This is a genomic window from Micromonospora chalcea (assembly GCF_002926165.1).
GTDB classification, from domain to species: Bacteria; Actinomycetota; Actinomycetes; order Mycobacteriales; family Micromonosporaceae; genus Micromonospora; species Micromonospora chalcea.
In genome coordinates, this window is sequence record NZ_MAGP01000114.1 from 14982 (window position 1) to 34392 (window position 19411).

Here is a 19411-nt window from a genome sequence, read left to right on the forward strand (position 1 = left end):
GTGCACGTTGGAGGCCGGTAACCCCGGGAAATGAACCGTGATCGTCTGGGCATTGACGCGGCGGCAGAGAAAAGTACACTCCCGGTGTAATTAGTTTTTCCGCGCTCCGTCGACCGGCACGAGGTGACGATGAGCCCACCGGCCACCCCCGTCGACGATCAGGGTCTGGCGCTGCACCACGTCGGCGTACGCTTCGGCGGCCTGGTCGCCCTCGACGACGTCTCGCTGCGCGTACCGCCCGGCCGGGTCGTCGGCGTGATCGGGCCCAACGGCGCCGGCAAGACCACGCTGTTCAACGTGGTCTGCGGCTTCGTCCGGCCGACCGAGGGCTCGCTCACGCTCGACGGCCGGCCGTTCCGGCCCCGCCCGCACGACCTCACCCGGCTCGGCATCGCCCGCACGCTCCAGGGCGTCGGCCTGTTCGCCGGGCTGACCGTGCTGGAGAACGTGGTGGCCGGCGCGAGCCACACCGCACGGGCCGGGTTCGCCGCCGCGCTGTTCGGCCTGCCGCGCAGCGACCGCGACGAGAGCCGGCTGCGCGCCCGGGCCCTGAACCTGCTCGCCGAGCTGGGCATCGACAAGCACGCCGACGCCGCACCCGGCACCCTGCCCTATGCGGTACGCAAGCGGGTCGCGCTGGCCCGCGCGCTGATCGCCCGCCCCCGGCTGCTGCTGCTCGACGAGCCGGCCGGCGGTCTCGGCGCCGACGACGTGGCCGAGCTGGCCGACCTGGTCCGCGCGCTGCCCGACCGGGCCGACGGCTGCGCCGTGCTGCTCGTCGAGCACCACATGGACCTGGTCATGTCCGTCTGCCACGACCTCGTGGTGCTCGACTTCGGCAAGGTGATCGCCGCCGGGGCGCCGGAGAGCATCCGCGACGACCCAAGGGTCACCGAGGCGTACCTGGGCGCCGACGTGCCGGTCGAGGGGAGCACGCCGTGACCGCCGTGCTGGAGGTGGAGGCGCTCAGCAGCGGCTACGGCCCGGTGCCGGTGCTGCGCGACGTCGCGTTCACCGTCCCGGCCGGCACCGTCACCGCCGTGCTCGGCGCCAACGGCGCGGGCAAGACCACGCTGCTGCGTACCCTCTCGGGCCTGCTGCGGCCCACCGGCGGCCGGGTCCGGTACGCGGGCGAGGACCTGCGCGGCGTCCGGGTGGAACACCTGGTCCGGCGCGGGCTGGCGCACGTGCCGGAGGGGCGCGGCGTGGTGACCGAGCTGACCGTGGCCGAGAACCTGCGCCTGGGCGGGCTGTGGCGGCGTGACCGGGCCGACGCCCGGCGCGCGCTCGACGAGGTGTACGAGCTGTTCCCCGCGCTGGCCCGCCGCCGCGACCACGCCGGACACCAGCTCTCCGGCGGCGAACGGCAGATGCTCGCGATCGGCCGCGCGCTGATCGCCCGGCCCCGGCTGCTGCTGCTCGACGAGCCGTCGCTCGGGCTGGCGCCCAAGGTCACCGCGCAGATCATGGCGCTGCTGCGGCGGCTGCGCGACGAACGGGGGCTCACCGTGCTGCTGGTCGAGCAGAACGTGCGCTCCGCGCTCTCCGTCGCCGACCAGGGCATCGTCATGTCGCTCGGGCGGGTGGTGACCGCCGCGCCGGCCGCCCGGCTGCGCGACGACGACCAGCTCCGGCACGCGTACCTCGGATTCTAGGAAGGGGTCGCGGATGGAGCGGTTCTGGTTCCTCACCTTCGACGGGCTCGCCGCCGGGGCGGTCTACGCGGCGTTCGCGCTCGCGCTGGTGCTCATCTGGCGGGCCGCCCGGGTGGTCAACTTCGCCCAGGGCGCGATGGCCGTGGCCACCGCCTACGTCGGCTACGCGGTCGTCTCCGCCACCGGCTCGTACTGGCTCGGCCTGGCCGCCGCGATCCTGTCCGGACTGGCCCTGGGCGCGCTGGTGGAGCGGGTGCTGATGCGCTTCGCCGGCCCCGGCGGCCCGCTCAACCAGGTGATCGTCGCGCTCGGCCTGGTGCTCGTCATCCAGGCGGTGCTCGGCATGATCTTCGGCAACGAGTACCGTCCCGCCCCGGCGCCGTTCGACACCGACGCGCTCACCATCGCCGGGGTGGCCGCGCTGTCCCCGTACGACCTCTGGGTGCTCGGCGCGGCGCTCACGGTGGTGGCGCTGCTCGCGGTGCTGTTCACCCGCACCCCGATCGGATTGCGGATGCGGGCCGCCGCGTTCGCCCCCGAGGTGTCCCGGCTGCTCGGCGTCAGCGTCGGCCGGATGCTCACGCTCGGCTGGGCGCTCGCCGCCGCCGTCGGCGCGCTGGCCGGGATGCTCGTCGTCCCCACCGGACTCGGCCTGCACTCGCACGCCATGGACCTGGTCTTCGTGATCGCGTTCACCGCCGCCGTGGTCGGCGGCCTGGACAGCCCGGTCGGCGCTGTCGTCGGGGGCCTGCTGGTCGGGCTGATCCTGTCCTACGTCACCGGCTACCTCGGACCGGACACCACCCCGCTGGCCGTCCTGGTGCTGCTGCTGGCCGTCCTGCTGGTCCGCCCCGGCGGGCTCTTCTCCGCGGCGAGAGCGAGGCACGTGTGACGACCACCCCGACCGAGACCGCGCCCGCCACGGCGTCCCCGCTGCGCAGGCTGCTGCCCGGCGCGCCGGCCGGACGCGATCCGCGCGGCTCCACGCTGCTGCGCCACCTGGCCGTGGCCGTGTTCGCCGGCACGCTCGTCGTGCTGGTCACCAACCAGCTCGCGCCGTACCAGAACCTCCAGGTGGCGCGCGTCTGCGCGTTCCTCTGCGTCACCGCCGGGCACACCGTGCTGGTCGGGCTCAACGGCCAGCTCTCGCTCGGGCACGGCGCGCTGATGGCCACCGGCGCGTACACCGTGGCGCTGACCCAGCAGGCCCTCGACGAGCGGGCCGTACGCGGGTGGTGGACGCTGCCGGCGTCGCTGCTCGCGGGGGTCGCGGTGACCGCGCTCGGCGGACTCGTGGTCGGGCTGGCCGCGGCCCGGCTGCGCGGCCCCTACCTGGCCGGCGTGACCCTCGCCGTGGCGACGCTCGTCCCGGCGGTCACCACGATCTTCACCGGCGTGTTCAACGGCGAGCAGGGGCTGTCGTTCCCGGCGCAGACGCCACCGGCCGCGCTCGGCGCCTACTTCCAGCCCGAGCGCTGGCTGGCCTGGATCGCGCTGGCCGCCGCGCTGCTCACCATGCTGCTGCTGGCCAACCTGGTGCGCAGCCGCTTCGGCCGGTCGCTGGTGGTGGTCCGCGACGACGAGGTCGCGGCCCGGCTCGCCGGCATCCCGGTGGCCCGCACGCAGGTGCTCGCGTTCGTGGTCAGCGCCGCCTGCGCCGGGCTGGGCGGCGGCGTGTACGCCATGCTCACCGCCACCGTCGCGCCCGGCAAGTTCCCGCTGGACCTGTCGCTGTTCCTGCTCATGGCGATCGTGATCGGCGGGCTGGGCAGCCTGGCCGGCGCGGTCTGGGGCGCGGTGCTGCTGGTCGCGCTCCAGGACCTGCCCGGCCTGCTCACCGAACACCTCAGTCTCTCCGCCGGGCTGGCCCAGCGGCTGGAGGGCAACCTCGCGCTGGCCGTGTTCGGCCTGGTCCTCATCGTCGTCATGCTCGCCGCCCCGGGCGGCCTGCAGGGCGGCGTGCGTGCCCTCACCGCCCGCCTACGCGGGGCCGTCCGCCGCCGTCCCGCCACCCGCCGGTCGCCGGACCGCTGACCTCACCGGTTCCACCCACACCGTTCGCACCGTCGCACCGGAATGGAGAACCATGCGCACCACCACCCGCCGCGTTCTCGCGGCCGCCGCCGGCCTGGCCCTGCTGGCCGCGCTGCCGGCCTGCGCCGACGACGAGAAGCAGGCCGCCGAGAACGTTCCCGGCGTCAGCGACTCCGAGGTCGTCATCGGCACCCACCAACCGCTCACCGGACCGGCCGCGCCCGGCTACTCGAAGATCTCCGCCGCCACCAAGGCGTACTTCGAGCACGTCAACGCCAAGGGCGGCGTGCACGGCCGGAAGATCGTCTACAAGGTCATGGACGACGGCTACAACCCCGCCAACACCGAGAACGTGGTCCGCAAGCTGGTGCTCGACGACAAGGTCTTCGCACTGCTCGGCGGCCTCGGCACGCCCACGCACACCAACGTGCTGGAGTTCGTCAAGACGCAGAAGGTGCCGGACCTGTTCGTCGCCTCCGGCAGCCGCAACTGGAACGAGCCGGACAAGTACCCGACGACGTTCGGCTGGCAGCCCGACTACACGGTCGAGGGCAAGATCCTGGCCAGCTACGTCAAGCGGGAGTTCCCCGGCGCGAAGGTCTGCCACTTCGGGCAGAACGACGACTTCGGGCGGGACTCGCTGGTCGGCGTCGAGCAGGTCCTCGGCCCGGTCGCGGCGAAGCAGACGTACACCACCACCAACCAGCAGGTCGGCCCGGCGATCGGGGCGCTGCGCGCGGCCGGCTGCCAGGTGGTCATCTCGGCGACCATCCCGGGCTTCACCGCGCTGGCCATGGGCCAGGCCGCCGGGCAGGGCTTCAAGGCGCAGTGGGTGGTGTCCAACGTGGGCGCCGACTACACCACGCTGGCCGCCCAGCTCGGCGACAAGAAGGTGATCCTCGAGGGCATGGTGGCCGACAACTACCTGCCCAACGTGGCCGACACCGCGAACCCGTGGATCCAGGAGTTCACCAAGATCCACCAGAAGTACAACGCGGGCAACCCGGTCGACGGCAACGCCATCTACGGCTACTCGATGGCGTACACGTTCGTCCAGGCGATGCTCGCCGCCGGGCCCGACCCCACCCGGGAGAAGCTGGTCGAGGCCGTGCGCAAGGGCGGCTTCCGCGGGCCCGGCCTGGTCCCCTTCCGGTACGCCGACGGCGTGCACGCCGGCTACGGCGGCGTCCGGCTCACCAAGGTGAGCAACGGCGTGCAGGAGTACTTCGGTCCCGCGTACACCACGGACGACGGCGACGGCGCGGTCACCGAGTTCACCGAGCCGCCGACGAACCCGCCCGCCGACGCGGTGCCGACCGCCTGAGGCGTCCCGCCGGGCGGCCGGGTGCCGGTCGCCCGGCGGCACGCACGTAGAGTTGCCGCCGGTACCCGAGCAACAGGAGATCCGTACCCATGATCGAGGTGGAGGCCGACCCGCCGGAGCGGGTGGACGGCCGGGCGGCGCGAGCCGAGCGGACCCGGGCCGCGATCGTGGAGGCGCACCTGGCCCTGATCGACTCCGGTGACCTGCGCCCCACCGGGGAACGGATCGCCGAGCGGGCCGGGGTGTCGCTGCGTACGCTCTGGACCAACTTCAAGGACATGGAGACGCTGTTCGCCGCGACCGGGCGGCGGGTCGGCGAGCGGCAGGCCGCGCTCTGGCGGCCGGTGTCGCCGGAACTGCCGCTGACCGCCCGGATCGCCGCGTTCTGCGACCAGCGCGCCCGGCTGCTGGAGGTGCTGGCGCCCTCGGCCCGCGCGTCGGCGCTGCGGGAGCCGTTCTCCCCGCAGTTGCGCCGCAACCGGGAGGTGGCCGTCGCCCGGGTCCGGCACGAGATCGAGGCGGTGTTCGCCCCGGAGCTGGCGCACGCCGGTCCGGGCCGCGCGCAGTTGCTGGACGCGCTGACGGTGGCCGGCACCTGGTCGTCCTGGTCGATGATGCGCGACTCGATGGGCCTCGACGTGGACGCCGCCCGCGCGGTGATGGCCCGGATGCTCGGCGCGCTGCTGGTCGACGCGATCGCCGCCGGCCTGCGCTGAGCGCCCCGGCGGCCGGTCAGGCGATCTCGCCGGTGGTGGCGATCTCGCCGAGCTGGCCCAGCGTGCTCAGGTACGCCTCGTGCAGCTCGTCGGTGGCCGCCGTGCACGCGTCGGAGACGGTGACGATGCGGTACCCGTTGTCGACCGCCTGGTAGGCGGTGGCGGCGACGGCCAGGTTCGTCGCGACGCCGGTGAACACCACGGTCCGCACGCCCCGGCCGCGCAGGATCAGGTCCAGTTCGGTGCCGGAGAATCCGCCGAGCCGGGTGCCGGTGACCACGACGTCGCCGGGCTGTCGCCCGACCTCTTCGACGATGCGGGTCTTCGGGTCGCCCTCCAGGAAGGCCCCGCGTTCGGCGATCATCGCGAAGCTCGGGGTGTTGGTGATCAGGTCCGGGTAGCCGGGCCGGTAGGCGACCCGGGTGAAGACCACGAGGCCGCCCGCTGCCCGCGCGGCGGCGGCGACCCGGGCCGCGTTCGCCGCCACGCCGTGCCGGGCCACCTGGTCGGCGAAGAACGGGCCGAAGACGCCGTCGGGGCTGACCACCTCGGGTTGCCAGTGGACGCCCACGACCGCGGTGTGCTCCCAGTCGATGCGCTGCATGTCGATCCCGTCACGGTGCGGAGAGCTGCTGTGGCGCCAGCTCGTAACGGCTCAGGCCGCCGGCGGCGGTGCTCCTGCCGAAGGCGTCCAGCCGCCCCCAACGACCGGGGACGTCGAGCAACGCCACGTAGTCGAGGCTAGCAGGCAGAGCCGGCCGGGCCACGAGATCGTCGCCGACCGGCCGCAGGCCGAGCATCGTCCGCAGGAGCAGCAGCGGCGCTCCGGCTGACCACGCCTGCGGGCTGCACGCGGTCGGATACCGGATCGGGTAGCGGGTCTCGGACCGGTCGTGCCCGGCGAACGCCTCCGGCAGCCGGCCGTCGTAGAAGGCCGCCGCGTCCAGGATACCGGCCGCGACGCGGGCCGCCTCCTCGGCGTACCCGTAGCGCCGCAGTCCCCAGGCGATGAACGAGTTGTCGAACGGCCAGATGGTCCCGACGTGGTAGCCCACCGGGTTGTAGCGGGCCTCGCCCTCGGCCAGCGTGCGGACACCCCAGCCGCTGAACATCGCCGGTGACATCAGGTGCCGCACCAGGGCCTCGGCCTTCGGCTCCTCGACGATGCCGCTCCACAGCAGGTGGCCGATGTTCGACGACAGGGCGTCCACCTTGCTGCCGTCGCCGTCCAGCGCCAGCGCCATGTACTCGCCGTCGTCGATCCAGAAGTCGTGGTTGAAGCGGCGCTTGAGGTCGGCGGCGTCCCGCTCCAGCCGGTCCGCGTACGCCGGGTCGTGCCAGATCTCGCGGGCCAGCCGGGCGGTGCGCACCTTCGCGTCGTACGCGTACCCCTGGAGTTCGCAGGTGGCGCGCGGGAAGCCCGGCAGCCGGCCGTCGCGGTAGGAGATCCTGTCCCAGGAGTCCTTCCAGCACTGGTTCTCCAGGCCGTTCACCGGGTTGCGCCGCTCGTAGGAGACGTAGCCGTTGCCGGCCCGGTCGGCGTAGTGGTCGATCCAGTCGACGGCCGCCCGCGCCTCCTGCTCCACCGCGCGCACGAGGGCGGCGTCGCCGGTCCACCGCTCGTACTCGTCGAGCAGCACGAGGAACAGGGGAGTGGCGTCCGCGCTGCCGAAGTAGGGGCTGTGCGGCGTCTCGTCGAAGACGGTCAGCTCGCCGTAGCGCATCTCGTGCAGGATCCGGCCCGGCTCCTCCTCCCGGAAGTCGTCGATCCGGCTGCCCTGGCGGAACGCGAGCACGGTGAGCGTGGTGGCGGCGAGTTCCGGTGCGAACGGCAGCGCCTGGAGGCTGGTGAGGATGCTGTCGCGGCCGAACAGGCTCATGAACCAGGGCAGCCCGGCGGCCAGCACGCACCCGGTCCCGGCGAGGAACGGGCTGAACCGCAGCGCGGCCAGGTCGATGAGGCTCTGCCGGTAGGTGTTCTGCAACGGCCCCCAGCTGGTCTCCAGTCGCGGCGCCCGGTCCAGCCACTCCCGTAGCTCGGCGGGCTTGTCCCGGGCGTTGCCCTCGACCCGTCCGGGCAGGCTGAGCCGTTCCAGCCCGCGGGGCAGGGGGAGGTCCGGCTCGGCGGTCAGCCGGGTCTGCCACCGGCCGTGCGGTTCGATGTGCACGCGCAGCGTCAGGCCGTTCTCGTCCACCTCCGCCGGAGCCGTCGCCGACACGATCGTCTCGCGGCGGTAGCGTTCGCGCTGGTAACCCAGGACGAGTCGCGGGCCGTCGACCCGCCGGTAGTGCCGCCCCTCGCGGTTCGTCGTGCCCTCCTTGACCGCGAAGAGGTCCGCGAAGTCCGCGTCCACCTCGATCCGTACGGTCAGGTCGACGGGCCGCCGGTCGTTGTTGACCAGGACCAGTTCCTCGTGGAGTCCGCTGTTCAGCCTGTGGGTGCGGCGCACCTCGAGCGTGCTGTTGACGTAGACGTCCTGCGCGCCCGGGACCAGGTAGAACCGGTTCTCGAAGTATTGGATGTCGTCGATGGACAGCGTGCTGAGCCGCTCGCCGTCGATGGTGAGTTGCCACCGGGACAGCAGGCGGGTGTCGTGGGCGAACAGGCCGTGGGTGCCGTCGGCCGCCGGGACGATGTCGCCGGCCCGGTCGCAGACCAGGAAGATCGTCCCGTCGAAGATGCCGACGTGGTCGTCACCCATGATCGTCTCCCCGGTGTTGTTCCGGGCGCGAGCCGGGCGGGGAGGGGAACAGCCGGCGTACGGTCGCGAACAGCCGCGGGCTGCCCTCCACCTCGGCCTCGCCGCGCAGGACGGTGGTCAGGAAGTACGCCTCGCCCCGGGCGATCCGGTCGAAGACGGCCCGGTCCGCCCGGACGACCGCGTCCCCGCCGGTGGCCTGCCGTGCCGCGGTGACCTCGCCCCGGGCGATGGAGACCAGCCAGTGGTCGACCGACCCGTCACCGGCGATGTCGAACCGGACGGTGCCCTCGTGGAGCGCTGTCAGCCCGCGCTGCCGGCGCTGCCCCAGGCCCTGGAAGAACTCTTCGGTGGCGTCGACCATCGGCCCTCCTCCCGATGGCGCTATTCCCCGCCACGGGGCCTGTCGCCTCACCCGGATCGGGTGAAACCGCTGATCTAGTCCTCGCGCAGGCGGCGCAGGATGCGGGTCAGCTCGGCCCGGTCGTCCGGCGAGAGCGCGCCGAAGAACCGTTCCGCCTCGGTGGCCCGCGCCTGCCGGATCGCGGCGCCCACCCGCTCGCCCTCGGCGGTGGGCGCGACCAGCGTGGCCCGCCGGTCGGCCGGGTCGGGCCGGCGTTCGACCAGCCCGCGCTCCTGCAACCCGTCGATCACCTCGGTGGCCGATCGCGGCGCGATGCGCAGGTGCTCGGCGAGCGCGCCGGGACGCAGCGCGCCGTGACGCATCAGCACGCCCAGCGCCCGCGCCTGCCCGGGGCTGATCTCCCACGGCGCAAGCGCGCGCTTGGTCTGGTGCCGCAGCCGGCGGGTCACCGCCCAGAACGTCTCGGCCAGGCTCTCGTCGCTGCCGTCCACGGGGAATACGGTAACAGGCTTTCGTGTTGTTCCCTCATGTTGAGGTAACCTCAGCATTTCCCCCCACATGAGGAGCACCCTTGGATCGCATCCCCGACGGCCGCCGCGACGGCCGAACCGTCTCCCCGGCCGAGAAGGCCCAGGCCCGCGACGTGTCCCTGCGCCGGATCGGCGGCCTGTTCACCACCCACCGAGGCCCGCTCGCCACCGTGGTGGCGATCATCGTGGCGTCCTCGATCATCGCGATGGCCACGCCGTTCCTCCTGCGTACCGTGATCGACAGGGCCCTGCCCGAGCGTGACCTGACCCTGCTGGCCTGGCTGGTCGCGGGCATGGTCGCGGTCGCCGCCGTCACCGCCGTGCTCGGCGTCGCCCAGACCTGGATCTCCACCCGCGTCGGCCAGCAGGTCATGCACCGGCTGCGCGCCGACGTCTTCGCCCACCTCCAGCGGCAGTCGATCGGCTTCTTCGTGCGCACCCGCACCGGCGAGGTGCAGTCGCGCATCACCAACGACATCGGCGGCATGCAGGCGGTTGTCACCTCCACCGCCACCTCGATCGCCGCCAACCTCACCACAGTGGTCGCCACCACCATCGCCATGCTGGCGCTGAGCTGGCGCCTCACCCTCGTCTCGGGGGTCGTGCTGCCGCCCGCGCTCTGGCTCACCCGCCGGGTCGCCCGGCTGCGCCGGGAGATCACCGCCCAGCGGCAGCGCGAACTGGCCGACCTCACCGTGACCATCGAGGAGGGGCTGTCGGTCAGCGGCGTACGGCTGGCCAAGACGCTCGGCACCGGCCCGGCCCTGGTCGACCGGTTCACCGCCTCCTCGGCCCGCCTGGTCGACCTGGAACTGCGCTCGGAGCTGGCCGGACGCTGGCGGATGGCGGCCATGAGCATCGTCTTCGCCGCCATCCCCGCGGTGATCTACCTGGGCGCCGGCCTGCCCGGCACCGCCGGCACGCTCACCATCGGCACGCTCGTCGCGTTCACCGCCCTGCAGGGCAACCTGTTCCGGCCGCTGATGGGCCTGCTCAACGTCGGCGTCACGCTCACCGCGTCCCTCGCGCTGTTCGCCCGGATCTTCGAATACCTCGACCTGCCCGTCGAGGTCGCCGAGCCGGCCCGCCCGGTCCCGCTGGACCCGGCCACCGCCCGCGGCCACCTGCGTATCGAGGACGTCACCTTCAGCTACCCGGGCAGCGACACCGCCGCCCTCGCGGGCGTCAGCCTGGACGTCCCGGCCGGCACCAGCCTCGCCCTGGTGGGGGAGACCGGCTCCGGCAAGAGCACCCTCGCCGCGCTGATCAGCCGGCTGCACGACCCGGACGCCGGCCGCATCACCATCGACGGGATCGACCTGCGCGACCTGCGCGCGGCCGACCTGGCCGCCGTCGTGGGCGTGGTCAGCCAGGAGACGTACCTGCTGCACGGCACCGTGCGGGCCAACCTCCGGTACGCGCGCCCGGACGCCACCGACGCCGACATCGAGGCCGCCGCCCGCGCCGCCCGCATCCACGACCTGATCAGCGCGCTGCCCGACGGGTACGACACCATGGTCGGCTCGCGCGGCCACCGGTTCTCCGGCGGCGAGCAGCAGCGCCTGGCGATCGCCCGGACCCTGCTGCGCGACCCGCGGATCCTGGTGCTGGACGAGGCGACGAGCGCGCTGGACACCGAGACCGAGCGCGCGGTCCAGCGGGCGCTGGACGAGCTGGCCCGCGGACGCACCGTGGTGACCATCGCGCACCGGCTCTCCACCGTCCGCGACGCCGACCGCATCGCGGTGCTCGACCACGGCCGGATCGTCGAGTCCGGCACCCACGACGCGTTGCTGGACCGGCGCGGCCGGTACGCCGCCCTGGTCGGCTGACCGTAGGAAAGTTTTGGCCGGGCATTCATCCGTGTAGCTATTTACCCGACGTCCGCGCGGCCCATAGCATCGACCCGGATCACTCGATGCGAGGAGGGGAACGATGTCGCTGATGACCACCGCCGCCCGGTGGCGCGTGCCGGCGCTGCTCACGACCGCCGTCGTCGCGGGCGCGATGCTCGGCGTGCAGCCCGCGCAGGCCGCCCGGCCGGGCTTCCGGATGCCGTTCCTGTGCGGCCAGACCTGGCAGGGCAACAACTGGAACGGGCACAGCCCCGCCCACGCGATCGACTGGAACCACTACGACGCCAACGGCAGTCCCGACGACCTCAACCGCCGGACCGTCGCCAGCGCCGCCGGGACCGTGCTGGAGTCGTACTACTCCACCACCTCCGGCTACGGGAACACCATCGTCATCGGGCACGGCGACGGCTGGCGCACCCGGTACGCCCACCTGAACTCGCGCGCGGTGGCCAAGGGCGACACCGTGAAGCGCGGCGACGTCATCGGCCGGGTCGGCGCGACGTCGGCGAAGTACGACCTCAGCCCGCACCTGCACTACGAGCAGATCCACAACGGCAGCGTCGTGGTGGCCGTCGTGCAGGGCGTGACCTGGTCAGACGGGCTGAAGCGCAACCAGAAGAGCACCAACGGCTGCTGATCGGCCTCGCCGCGTACTTGACCGCCCGCCGGACCCGGCCGGACGAGGCGGCCGTAGCGGGCTGACCACCGCCGTCCGCCCGTGCGGCGCGTCAGACAGCCGGTGGCTGCGGCTCGCCGGGACGCGGTCGCTGCCCCGGAGCCGGGCGCGGCGCGGGCGGGGGGAGCAGCGGCTCCAACGGGAACAGGTCCGGCGGCCCGTTGGCGTCCGGCGCTCGCGGCGCGGGCCTCGCGCCCGTCGCCTCCGGCTGCCGGTCGCGCCGGTCCCGCTCGTCGGCGAACTCGGCGCGGCGGCGGGCCAGGTCGCGCTCGCACTCCAGCGCGATGCGCTGCTCCCAGTACGGCTGGAGCAGCCGGCGCACCCGCTCGTCCAGATGCACCGTGACGTCCGGCTCGCAGGCGAACGTCACCTCCCCGCGCGCGTACGTCCAGGGCGGTGGATCGTCCTCGGCCAGCGCCGCCGTCAGCGCGGCGTGCAGGTCACGCGGCCGGTGCGGCGGCACCTCCACCGCGTAGCGGACGGCCAGCCGGTGCAGCCGCTGCGTGGCCTGCGCCTGGAAGTAGTCGACGTACCAGCCGAACAGCTCCGGCCGGGCGGTCTCCGACGACCAGGTGTAGGTGGCCCGCACCAGGAACACGTACACCTGGCCCTGCGCCGGCACCACGAGCGGCTCCGGGGCGCGCCGGTCGACTGTGGTCACCGGCGTCTCCGGCTCCTCGGTCCACCAGAGCCGCCGCAGCGTGGGCTGCGCGCCGTCCCAGAAACGCCGGGCCCGCAGGCGCGCCGCGTCGCCGAGCGCCCGCGCCCGTACCCGCCAGCCGCTGCGCGGCGCGGGCCGCTGGTCGGCCGGCCCCGGATCCTCCGGCACCGCGGTCATCGCACCCCCTCCCTGCCGGATCGCGGCACCGCGCCCCGCGGCGTCGCCGGGACGCGCGGGCCGTCGGGTGAGGGGTGGCCGGACCGCCGTGGCGGTCCGCGATCCACGCTAACAACAGCGACCGGTGTACGCGCGCAGCCGCGCGGACGGCTCCGCCCCGCCGGTTGACCGATCGGACGAGCCGTCCCGTAGTCCTATCCGTGGGACTCGGGGCGGGTTCGGTCCCGTTCACGAGACCGACCATCCAAACTCGATCGGCATGCCTTGATCTGTTATCGAAGCGCTTCGTAGCGTGAGGCTCCGCGATGCTTCGGGGGAGGACCAGAACGCATGGGCGTAGACGCTCGCCACGCCGCCGGCCAGACCGTGACGTACGTGCGGTCCCTGGCGGAGCGGCAGTACGACCGGGTCTGGACTCCGGACTTCCTGCACCTCACCCCCGACGTACAGGGCTTCGCCGTCTTCCACCGCGGTGGCCTGGTGCTGGTCTACGGCGCGGTGTCGCCGGAGGACCCGGCCCGCTGGGTCTTCCGGATGGCCTGCGCGGCCGGCGCCGACGTGCCGGACATCTCCGGGGCCATGGCCTGGGCGAACATCCGCAACCGGCTGGCCGAGGAGGGGCGTTACTACTGCGTCGTCAAGGCCGACCAGAGCGCCTGCCACGTGGTGTTCGCGCTGGACGTCCGCAGCCCGCTGCTCGACGACGCCACCGCGCCCGACGCGCAGGCGCTGCGCGAACTGCTGCACTTCTCGCTCGCGGTGTGCGTGCACAACGCCGTGGCGGACTTCCGCGACCTGGCGTCCTACCTGCCGGCGCGGCCGCTCGCGCCGACCGAGATCGACGCCTGGACGCTGTTCGCCGGCACCCAGGACTGATCGCGCGGCAACGGTTCGCCGGCCCGGCGCAGCCCGGCGAGCTGCACGAAGATCTCCCGCTTCGCGGTCGCGGTGCCTCGACGGTTGAGCACGTAGCCGGTCAGCCAGATCCAGCCGGTGTGCGTCACCTCGGCGCCGACCGACACGACCCGGAACGTGAGCGCCCGGTCGCCGCCGAACTGCACGGACGCTCGGCCGTCGACGCGCAGCAGGTCACCGGGTTGCGGGCGCACCGCTACCAGTGGCCGTCGGTCGGCGGGCGGCACTCGCGGGCGTGCATGGTCTGCCAGTCCCGCAGGGCGCGCTTCAGCCTGTCGTTCTCCTGCGCGAGCAGGCGTACCTGCCGGTGCAGTTCCGTCAGCTCATCGGCGACCCGGGTCTGGAGCTCGCGTACCTGATCGGGGTCGACGCCGCGCCTGCGGGCGTCGAAGGCGCGGGTGCGCACCTCGTGCGGGGTCAGCCGGGCCGGTGGGGCGGTCAGGTAGAGCCGACCGGATCGATGCGGCGTCATATCGGTCCTTCCAGGAGCGGGGGGACAGGTGCGGTGGGTCTGGAAGGGCGGGCCGTCCGCACACCGGCCGCGGGCGGCCCGCCCGCCCCGCCGCCGCAGCCCGGATCGGCGGTACGGAGGCGGAGCAGTCCGGAGGGTCGGGACGGGTACGCGCACCCGCCCCGACCGGGGGATGAGCCGAACTCGTTGCCACGCGAGGAGCGGCCCGGAATCAACATATCTAGACATGTCAGATGAGTCAACGCTGCTTGTTAGGCGAGTCGCGGTGTGATCGAATCGGATCGCCACGCGAGGAGTGCCATGCGAGAAGTGCCGGATTACTGGCGCATCGCCGATGATGTGATCGCCGACGTCAGAGGAAAGAAGCTGAAGCCGGGGGACAAGCTGCCCTCAATCGCTGAGCTGCGCGATCGCTACGACGTCAGTCATGGGACCGTGCAGATGGCGTATGCGCGGCTGGAAGCGTTGCGGGTGATCCGACGACAGCAGGGCAAGGGCGTCTTCGTGACCGATCCGAAGACCTGGATGCGAGAGCCGTAACCGGCGTCAGCCCAGCAAGCCCTCATCGGCCGGCGCGCGACTCGCCATACTGTCGGCGATGACTGGGGATGTGCGTACCGAAGACGGCTGTCGCCTGTGGGCAGACCAGGCCGGCGTCGGGTTGCCGCTGGTGCTCTGTCACGGCGGCCCCGGCATGTGGGACTACCTCGGCCCGGTCGCTCGGCTGCTCGACCGGCACGCCCGCGTCATCCGGTGGGACCAGCGTGGTTGCGGGCGCTCCGAGCGGCGCGGTCCGTACTCGACCGGCCGCTTCGTCGCGGACCTCGACGCGGTACGCGAACGCCTGGCCGGGCCGCGAACGGCGGTGCTGGGCCACTCGTGGGGCGCGCACCTGGCGCTGCGGTACGCGATCGACCACCCGGAACGGGTCAGTCACCTGATCTACGTGTCCGGCACCGGCATCGACCCCGATCGCGGCTGGCACCCGCACTACGAACGGAATCTCCGGCGGCGGCTCGGGCCGCACCTGGATCGGTGGGAGGCGCTTGGCGCACGGGACCGCACCCCGGCCGAGGATCGGGAACGGGCGGTCCTGCAGTGGTCGGCCGACTTCGCCGACCCCGACGACGCCGTGCGGCACGCCGAGGACATGGCCACGCCGTGGCTAGGTGTCAACGGCGACTGCAACCGGGCGATCAACGCCGAGGTCAAGCAGGAACTCCGCATCTGCGACCTCGCGGCGCGGTGCCGGACGCTCGACCTGCCCGTGCTGATCATCGACGGACCCGAGGACATCCGTCCCCGCTGGGGCGTCGACTCGCTGGAGAAGGCGCTGCCGAACTGCGAGCGGGTCAGCCTCCCCAGATCCGGTCATCTGCCGTGGGTCGAGAATCCGCACGGCTTCCGCCGGGCGGTGACCACCTTCCTCGACGCGACGATGTAAGCCGGGTGCCCCCGTCCGGCACGCTACCGACCTGTGGAGATCTTGGTACGAAAGGGCCCTCATAGGGGCCCTCATAGGGGCCGTTTCGTACCAAGATCTATCCGCGTCTCGTCTGGTGAGACGTTTGTCTCGAAACTGCTCGGCCAGGGGTGCCGTGGGTGCCATCGAGAAATCGACGCAGCAACATTTATGGATGTTCGGATGGTGTCGGCGCGTCGATCGTCCTGGTCGGATGGCGGAACGGACATCGCCGTTCGACGATGACAGGAGGGACCGTGCGCACACCATCCCGTGCGTTGACGGGGACCACCGCGCTGCTGCTGGCAGCCGGTCTGGTCCTGACCGCCGCTGGCGGCGGCCAGGCGGCACCCCGGGAACAGACCCGTACCCAGGCGCCACCCGACCACCTGCCGGGCGACCGGCACGACACCAAGGCCACCGACAACCGCAAGGGCCGCGTCGCCGCCACCGAGCGGCAGCGGGACCGGGCCGCCGCGCTCGGCGCGCGCGTGCGCTGGACCGACTTCGGTACGCCCGCCACGCTCACCTCCACCGGCAAGCCCCTGGCCACCGGCCTGCCCGCCGACCCGGCCGCCGCCGCGCGCGCGTACGTGGCCGCCAACCGGGACGTGCTGGGCCTGACCGCCGAGGGCGCCGCCGCGCTGGAACTGCTGACCGTGGCGCCGATGGGGCAGGGCGCGACGGTGCTGCTCCGGCAGCGCTTCGGTGACCTGCCGGCCGCCGTCGACGGCATGCTGTCGGTCGGCGTACGCGACGGAGCGGTGTGGCACGTCAGCTCCTCGCTCGCCCGCGACGCCGGTACGCCGGCCCCGGCCACGATCAGCGCCGAGCAGGCCCGCAAGGCGGCGATCGCCGACGCCGGCCGCGGCGACGCGCAGGTCATGCGTACCTCATTGGTCGCGGTGCCCACCGCGGACCGTGGGCCGCGCGCGGCGTGGGAGGTGGTCCTGGGCGCGGACACCACCGGCGCGGACCCGGCCGCCTACTCCACCTACGTGGACGCCCGCGACGGCGCCGTGCTGGTCCGCGAGGACCTGATCGACCACGCCTCGGACCACCCGTCCTGGGAGGTCTTCCCGAACTCGCCCCGGGTCGACAGGTCCTCCGTTGACACCCGTAAGCGGTGGTGCGCCGTGCCGGCGCGCGGCTGCGCCGAGGTGGTCGGCGTGCCCGGGCACCCGGCCTGGGACGTGGATCCGGCGACCGGCGAGTCCACCACCACGACCAAGGGCAACAACGCGATAGCCGTGCAGAACTGGTTCAGCAACGACGCGTTCAGCGTCGGCACGGAGACCGCCACGCCCCGCCCGGACCGCAAATACGCGTACCCGTGGACGAACCAGTGGCAGGAGCAGCGCTGCAACCCGGAGGTGTTCACCTCGCCGCGCGCCAACGACATCGACGCGGCCCGGGCGAACCTGTTCGCGATGCACAACCGGATGCACGACTGGACGTACCACCTCGGGTTCACCGAGGAGACCTGGAACATGCAGCAGGACAACCTCGGCCGCGGCGGTCTCGGTAACGACCCCGAGCAGGGCAACGCCCAGGCCGGTGGCGTCAGCGGCGGCCCGCCGACGTTCCCGGCCCGCAACAACGCCAACCAGATCACCCCGCCGGACGGCGTCGCGCCGACCACCAACATGTACCTCTGGCAGCCCACCGCCGGCTCGTTCTATGCGCCCTGCGTCGACGGCGACTTCGACATGTCGGTGATCGCCCACGAGTACGGTCACGCGGTCACCAACCGCATGATCGCCGGCCCGAGCGCCGGGGTCAGCACGCCGCAGGGCATGAGCGAGAGCTGGTCCGACCAGCTCGCGATGGAGTACCTCTTCGAGCACGGGTACGCCGCGCCCGGCCGGCGCGGTTTCACCATCGGCGAGTACACCACGCAGGACCCGAACGCGGGCATCCGCAACTACAACATGAGCGACAGCCCGCTGAACTACAGCTCGCTGGACTACGACTTCGTCGGCCTGCAGGTGCACGCCTCCGGCGAGGTGTGGAGCGCCACCAACACCGACATCCGCGCGGCCATGATGCGCCGCTGGGGCAGCGGCACCCCGGCGATCCAGAAGGCGTGCGCGACCGGCGCTGGCGACGTGACCGCCTGCCCCGGCAACCGGCGCTGGATCCAGTTGGTCTTCGACTCGTTCCTGCTGATGGCGGTCAGCCAGGTCAGCATGGTCGACGCCCGGGACGCGATGCTCGCCGCCGACCGGATCCGCTTCGGCGGGGCCAACCAGGACCTGCTCTGGAACGCGTTCGCCAAGCGCGGCCTGGGGGAGGGCGCGGCCAGTGTCGGCCACACCGACCCCGACCCCACGCCGGGCTTCACCTCCCCGTACGCCCGGGAGGGCTCGCTGCGGCTCCTGCCGGTGGGCGAGCGCGGGCCGGTGGCCGGTGCGCAGCTGTTCGTCGGGCGCTACCAGGCGCGGGCCGTGCCGGTCGCGGACACCGACCCGGCGACCCCGCTGACCGACCGGGTGGACCTGGTGCCCGGCGCGTACGAGTTCGTGGTGCGGGCCCCCGGCTACGGGCACACCCGGATCGGCCCGGTGACGATCAAGGCGGGCCAGAACCGGACGCTGCCGGTGACGCTGCGACCCAACCTGGCCTCGGCGACCACCGGCGCGACAGTGGCCGGTGACGGGATCAACCTGCCGCAGATCGTCGACGACGACGAGGCCACCAACTGGGCCTCGCTCGGCGCGCCGGTCGCCGGCCGGCAGGTCACCGTCGACCTGGCCGGCGGCGTCCAGCAGGTACGCCGGGTGCAGGTCAGCGCGATGCTGCGCCCGCCCGTCACCGGTGACGCGGACACCGGCACCCAGAGCCGGTACTCCGCGCTGCGGCAGTTCCGGGTGCTGGCGTGCACCGCGCAGGGGCCGGTGACGTGCGCCGACGCGGCGGACTTCCGGCCGGTCTACACCAGCAAGCCGGACGCCTTCCCGTCGGTGGCGCCGCGTCCCCGGGCGCCGGAGCTGATCATGCGATCGTTCGACATCCCGCGCACCACTGCCACGCACCTGCGCGTCGAGGTGCTGACCAATCAGTGCACCGGCGCGCCGGACTACGCCGGTGAGCAGGACGACGACCCGCGGGCGGCGACCGACTGCGCCACCGCCAGCCCGCAGGCGCAGAACGTGCGGATCGCCGAGTTCCAGGCGTTCTCGCACTAGCTCCACGCGGCGGGTGCGGACGGGCGGCCCCTGTCGTCCGTCCGCACCCGCCGCCGTGTGTTCACGCGGGGTTCGGGGCCTCGTCGCCGGATCGGGGCTGTACCGGGGGCAGGATCCCGGACAGACTGAGCGTCGACCGGTCATCAACGCCGGTCGATGCGCTGTCGTCCCGTTCAAGGAGGATCCCTTGACCCCGTTCCGCGCCGCCGTCACCCGCGTACGCCGCGCCCTCGCCGCGTCCGCCCTGGTCGCCGCCGTGGCCGCCGCCGCGCTCGTCGCCCCCGCCACTGTCTCCACCCGGCTCGCCGAACCGGCCGCTGCCGCCGGCTACGGCTCCTGCACCCAGTCCCGCTGCGCCGACGCGCGCACCGCGCGGTCCGGCTGGTCCGCGAAGAGCTTCCCGACCAGCCGCGGCTGGTACTCGTGGAGCGGCGGCCAGTGCAACTTCGCCGGCGGCCGGTTCTACAACTACGAGGGACAGCTGCCCTCCGGCGCCACCTACTACGAGTACGACGTCTACCCGCGCGCCTGCAACGCCTCCCGGGACGCGTACCGGATCGTGGTCAACAAGAGCACCGGGGCGACCTGGTTCTCACCCGACCACTACGCCAACTTCTACCGGCTCTGAGCAGCCTCGACGCCGGCCGGGCTCCCGACGCCCGGCCGGCGCCGTCGGGAAAGG

The 19411-nt window shown here is 73.0% G+C and carries 20 protein-coding genes; 13 read left to right on the forward strand and 7 right to left on the reverse strand.

From position 1 onward, the window contains the following. The first annotated feature begins 129 nt into the window (after positions 1 to 129). The 6 genes from BAW75_RS16135 (at position 130) to BAW75_RS16160 (ending at position 5729) form a co-directional block, all read left to right on the forward strand. Positions 130 to 942, forward strand: coding sequence for an ABC transporter ATP-binding protein (locus BAW75_RS16135; RefSeq protein WP_104114137.1), 813 nt, complete (start codon positions 130 to 132; stop codon positions 940 to 942). Further along, on the forward strand, positions 939 to 1655 hold the full coding sequence (locus BAW75_RS16140) for an ABC transporter ATP-binding protein (RefSeq protein ID WP_104114093.1): 717 nt from the start codon (positions 939 to 941) through the stop codon (positions 1653 to 1655). The genes BAW75_RS16135 and BAW75_RS16140 overlap by 4 nt, the downstream gene beginning before the upstream one ends. A gap of 13 nt (positions 1656 to 1668) precedes the next feature. Then, the gene (locus BAW75_RS16145) at positions 1669 to 2547 is read left to right on the forward strand and encodes a branched-chain amino acid ABC transporter permease (protein ID WP_043323502.1); all 879 of its coding nucleotides are present in this window, start codon (positions 1669 to 1671) and stop codon (positions 2545 to 2547) included. After that, positions 2544 to 3689, forward strand: coding sequence for a branched-chain amino acid ABC transporter permease (locus BAW75_RS16150; RefSeq protein WP_104114094.1), 1146 nt, complete (start codon positions 2544 to 2546; stop codon positions 3687 to 3689). The genes BAW75_RS16145 and BAW75_RS16150 overlap by 4 nt, the downstream gene beginning before the upstream one ends. 52 nt (positions 3690 to 3741) lie before the next feature. Continuing rightward, on the forward strand, positions 3742 to 5013 hold the full coding sequence (locus BAW75_RS16155) for an ABC transporter substrate-binding protein (protein ID WP_064445709.1): 1272 nt from the start codon (positions 3742 to 3744) through the stop codon (positions 5011 to 5013). Positions 5014 to 5102: 89 nt separating this feature from the next. Further along, positions 5103 to 5729 carry a TetR/AcrR family transcriptional regulator gene (locus tag BAW75_RS16160; protein WP_104114095.1) on the forward strand — a complete coding sequence of 209 codons (627 nt, stop codon included), beginning with the start codon at positions 5103 to 5105 and terminating at the stop codon, positions 5727 to 5729. Between the two features lie 16 nt (positions 5730 to 5745). Here the strand turns inward: BAW75_RS16160 and BAW75_RS16165 are convergent, their stop codons facing one another. From BAW75_RS16165 to BAW75_RS16180, 4 genes are all read right to left on the reverse strand, one after another. Next, positions 5746 to 6333 (reverse strand): cysteine hydrolase family protein, encoded by a 588-nt coding sequence (locus tag BAW75_RS16165; RefSeq protein WP_104114096.1) that lies wholly within the window; start codon positions 6331 to 6333, stop codon positions 5746 to 5748. Between the two features lie 10 nt (positions 6334 to 6343). Further along, complete coding sequence (locus BAW75_RS16170) at positions 6344 to 8431, reverse strand: amylo-alpha-1,6-glucosidase (RefSeq protein ID WP_104114097.1); 2088 nt, start codon at positions 8429 to 8431, stop codon at positions 6344 to 6346. Further along, on the reverse strand, positions 8424 to 8792 hold the full coding sequence (locus tag BAW75_RS16175; protein ID WP_104114098.1) for an SCP2 sterol-binding domain-containing protein: 369 nt from the start codon (positions 8790 to 8792) through the stop codon (positions 8424 to 8426). The genes BAW75_RS16170 and BAW75_RS16175 overlap by 8 nt, the downstream gene beginning before the upstream one ends. Positions 8793 to 8866: 74 nt before the next feature. Further along, entirely contained in the window at positions 8867 to 9283 is a 417-nt protein-coding gene (locus BAW75_RS16180) for a MarR family winged helix-turn-helix transcriptional regulator (RefSeq protein WP_104114099.1), read from the reverse strand. Positions 9284 to 9363: 80 nt separating this feature from the next. Here BAW75_RS16180 and BAW75_RS16185 point away from each other — a divergent pair, with 80 nt between their 5' ends. Beyond that, positions 9364 to 11154 carry an ABC transporter ATP-binding protein gene (locus BAW75_RS16185; protein ID WP_104114100.1) on the forward strand — a complete coding sequence of 597 codons (1791 nt, stop codon included), beginning with the start codon at positions 9364 to 9366 and terminating at the stop codon, positions 11152 to 11154. 103 nt (positions 11155 to 11257) lie between these two features. Further along, positions 11258 to 11815: a M23 family metallopeptidase gene (locus BAW75_RS16190; RefSeq protein ID WP_104114101.1), complete on the forward strand. Its 558-nt coding sequence runs from the start codon at positions 11258 to 11260 to the stop codon at positions 11813 to 11815. A gap of 91 nt (positions 11816 to 11906) precedes the next feature. On the opposite strand, the gene BAW75_RS16195 is transcribed toward BAW75_RS16190, so the two are convergent. Further along, on the reverse strand, positions 11907 to 12692 hold the full coding sequence (locus BAW75_RS16195) for a hypothetical protein (protein WP_104114102.1): 786 nt from the start codon (positions 12690 to 12692) through the stop codon (positions 11907 to 11909). Between the two features lie 330 nt (positions 12693 to 13022). Between BAW75_RS16195 and BAW75_RS16200 the strand changes: the two genes are divergently transcribed. Next, positions 13023 to 13568: a hypothetical protein gene (locus BAW75_RS16200; RefSeq protein WP_043323518.1), complete on the forward strand. Its 546-nt coding sequence runs from the start codon at positions 13023 to 13025 to the stop codon at positions 13566 to 13568. On the opposite strand, the gene BAW75_RS16205 is transcribed toward BAW75_RS16200, so the two are convergent. Next, a complete protein-coding gene (locus BAW75_RS16205) occupies positions 13496 to 13801 on the reverse strand; it encodes a hypothetical protein (protein WP_104114103.1) in 306 nt (101 codons plus the stop codon). The two genes, BAW75_RS16200 and BAW75_RS16205, sit on opposite strands and share 73 nt — an antisense overlap. A 2-nt stretch (positions 13802 to 13803) precedes the next feature. Beyond that, the gene (locus BAW75_RS16210) at positions 13804 to 14079 is read right to left on the reverse strand and encodes a DivIVA domain-containing protein (RefSeq protein ID WP_104114104.1); all 276 of its coding nucleotides are present in this window, start codon (positions 14077 to 14079) and stop codon (positions 13804 to 13806) included. A 300-nt stretch (positions 14080 to 14379) separates the two neighbouring features. Here BAW75_RS16210 and BAW75_RS16215 point away from each other — a divergent pair, with 300 nt between their 5' ends. The 4 genes from BAW75_RS16215 to BAW75_RS16230 all read left to right on the forward strand — a co-directional run bounded on the left by BAW75_RS16215 (position 14380) and on the right by BAW75_RS16230 (position 19357). After that, complete coding sequence (locus tag BAW75_RS16215; RefSeq protein WP_064445718.1) at positions 14380 to 14619, forward strand: winged helix-turn-helix domain-containing protein; 240 nt, start codon at positions 14380 to 14382, stop codon at positions 14617 to 14619. A 58-nt stretch (positions 14620 to 14677) separates the two neighbouring features. Further along, entirely contained in the window at positions 14678 to 15523 is an 846-nt protein-coding gene (locus BAW75_RS16220; RefSeq protein WP_104114105.1) for an alpha/beta fold hydrolase, read from the forward strand. Positions 15524 to 15819: 296 nt separating this feature from the next. Then, complete coding sequence (locus BAW75_RS16225; RefSeq protein WP_275937801.1) at positions 15820 to 18729, forward strand: M36 family metallopeptidase; 2910 nt, start codon at positions 15820 to 15822, stop codon at positions 18727 to 18729. A gap of 187 nt (positions 18730 to 18916) precedes the next feature. Continuing rightward, entirely contained in the window at positions 18917 to 19357 is a 441-nt protein-coding gene (locus BAW75_RS16230) for a ribonuclease domain-containing protein (RefSeq protein WP_104114107.1), read from the forward strand. Positions 19358 to 19411 lie beyond the last annotated feature (54 nt).

Bases quoted from the DNA above. Each gene is read 5' to 3' on its own strand.
- BAW75_RS16195 (WP_104114102.1), bottom strand. From the start codon at position 12,692: ATGACCGCGGTGCCGGAGGATCCGGGGCCGGCCGACCAGCGGCCCGCG.
- BAW75_RS16170 (WP_104114097.1), bottom strand. From the start codon at position 8,431: ATGGGTGACGACCACGTCGGCATCTTCGACGGGACGATCTTCCTGGTC.
- BAW75_RS16160 (WP_104114095.1), top strand. From the start codon at position 5,103: ATGATCGAGGTGGAGGCCGACCCGCCGGAGCGGGTGGACGGCCGGGCG.
- BAW75_RS16190 (WP_104114101.1), top strand. From the start codon at position 11,258: ATGTCGCTGATGACCACCGCCGCCCGGTGGCGCGTGCCGGCGCTGCTC.
- BAW75_RS16145 (WP_043323502.1), top strand. From the start codon at position 1,669: ATGGAGCGGTTCTGGTTCCTCACCTTCGACGGGCTCGCCGCCGGGGCG.
- BAW75_RS16135 (WP_104114137.1), top strand. From the start codon at position 130: ATGAGCCCACCGGCCACCCCCGTCGACGATCAGGGTCTGGCGCTGCAC.
- BAW75_RS16175 (WP_104114098.1), bottom strand. From the start codon at position 8,792: ATGGTCGACGCCACCGAAGAGTTCTTCCAGGGCCTGGGGCAGCGCCGG.
- BAW75_RS16210 (WP_104114104.1), bottom strand. From the start codon at position 14,079: ATGACGCCGCATCGATCCGGTCGGCTCTACCTGACCGCCCCACCGGCC.
- BAW75_RS16215 (WP_064445718.1), top strand. From the start codon at position 14,380: ATGCGAGAAGTGCCGGATTACTGGCGCATCGCCGATGATGTGATCGCC.
- BAW75_RS16200 (WP_043323518.1), top strand. From the start codon at position 13,023: ATGGGCGTAGACGCTCGCCACGCCGCCGGCCAGACCGTGACGTACGTG.
- BAW75_RS16220 (WP_104114105.1), top strand. From the start codon at position 14,678: ATGACTGGGGATGTGCGTACCGAAGACGGCTGTCGCCTGTGGGCAGAC.
- BAW75_RS16165 (WP_104114096.1), bottom strand. From the start codon at position 6,333: ATGCAGCGCATCGACTGGGAGCACACCGCGGTCGTGGGCGTCCACTGG.
- BAW75_RS16155 (WP_064445709.1), top strand. From the start codon at position 3,742: ATGCGCACCACCACCCGCCGCGTTCTCGCGGCCGCCGCCGGCCTGGCC.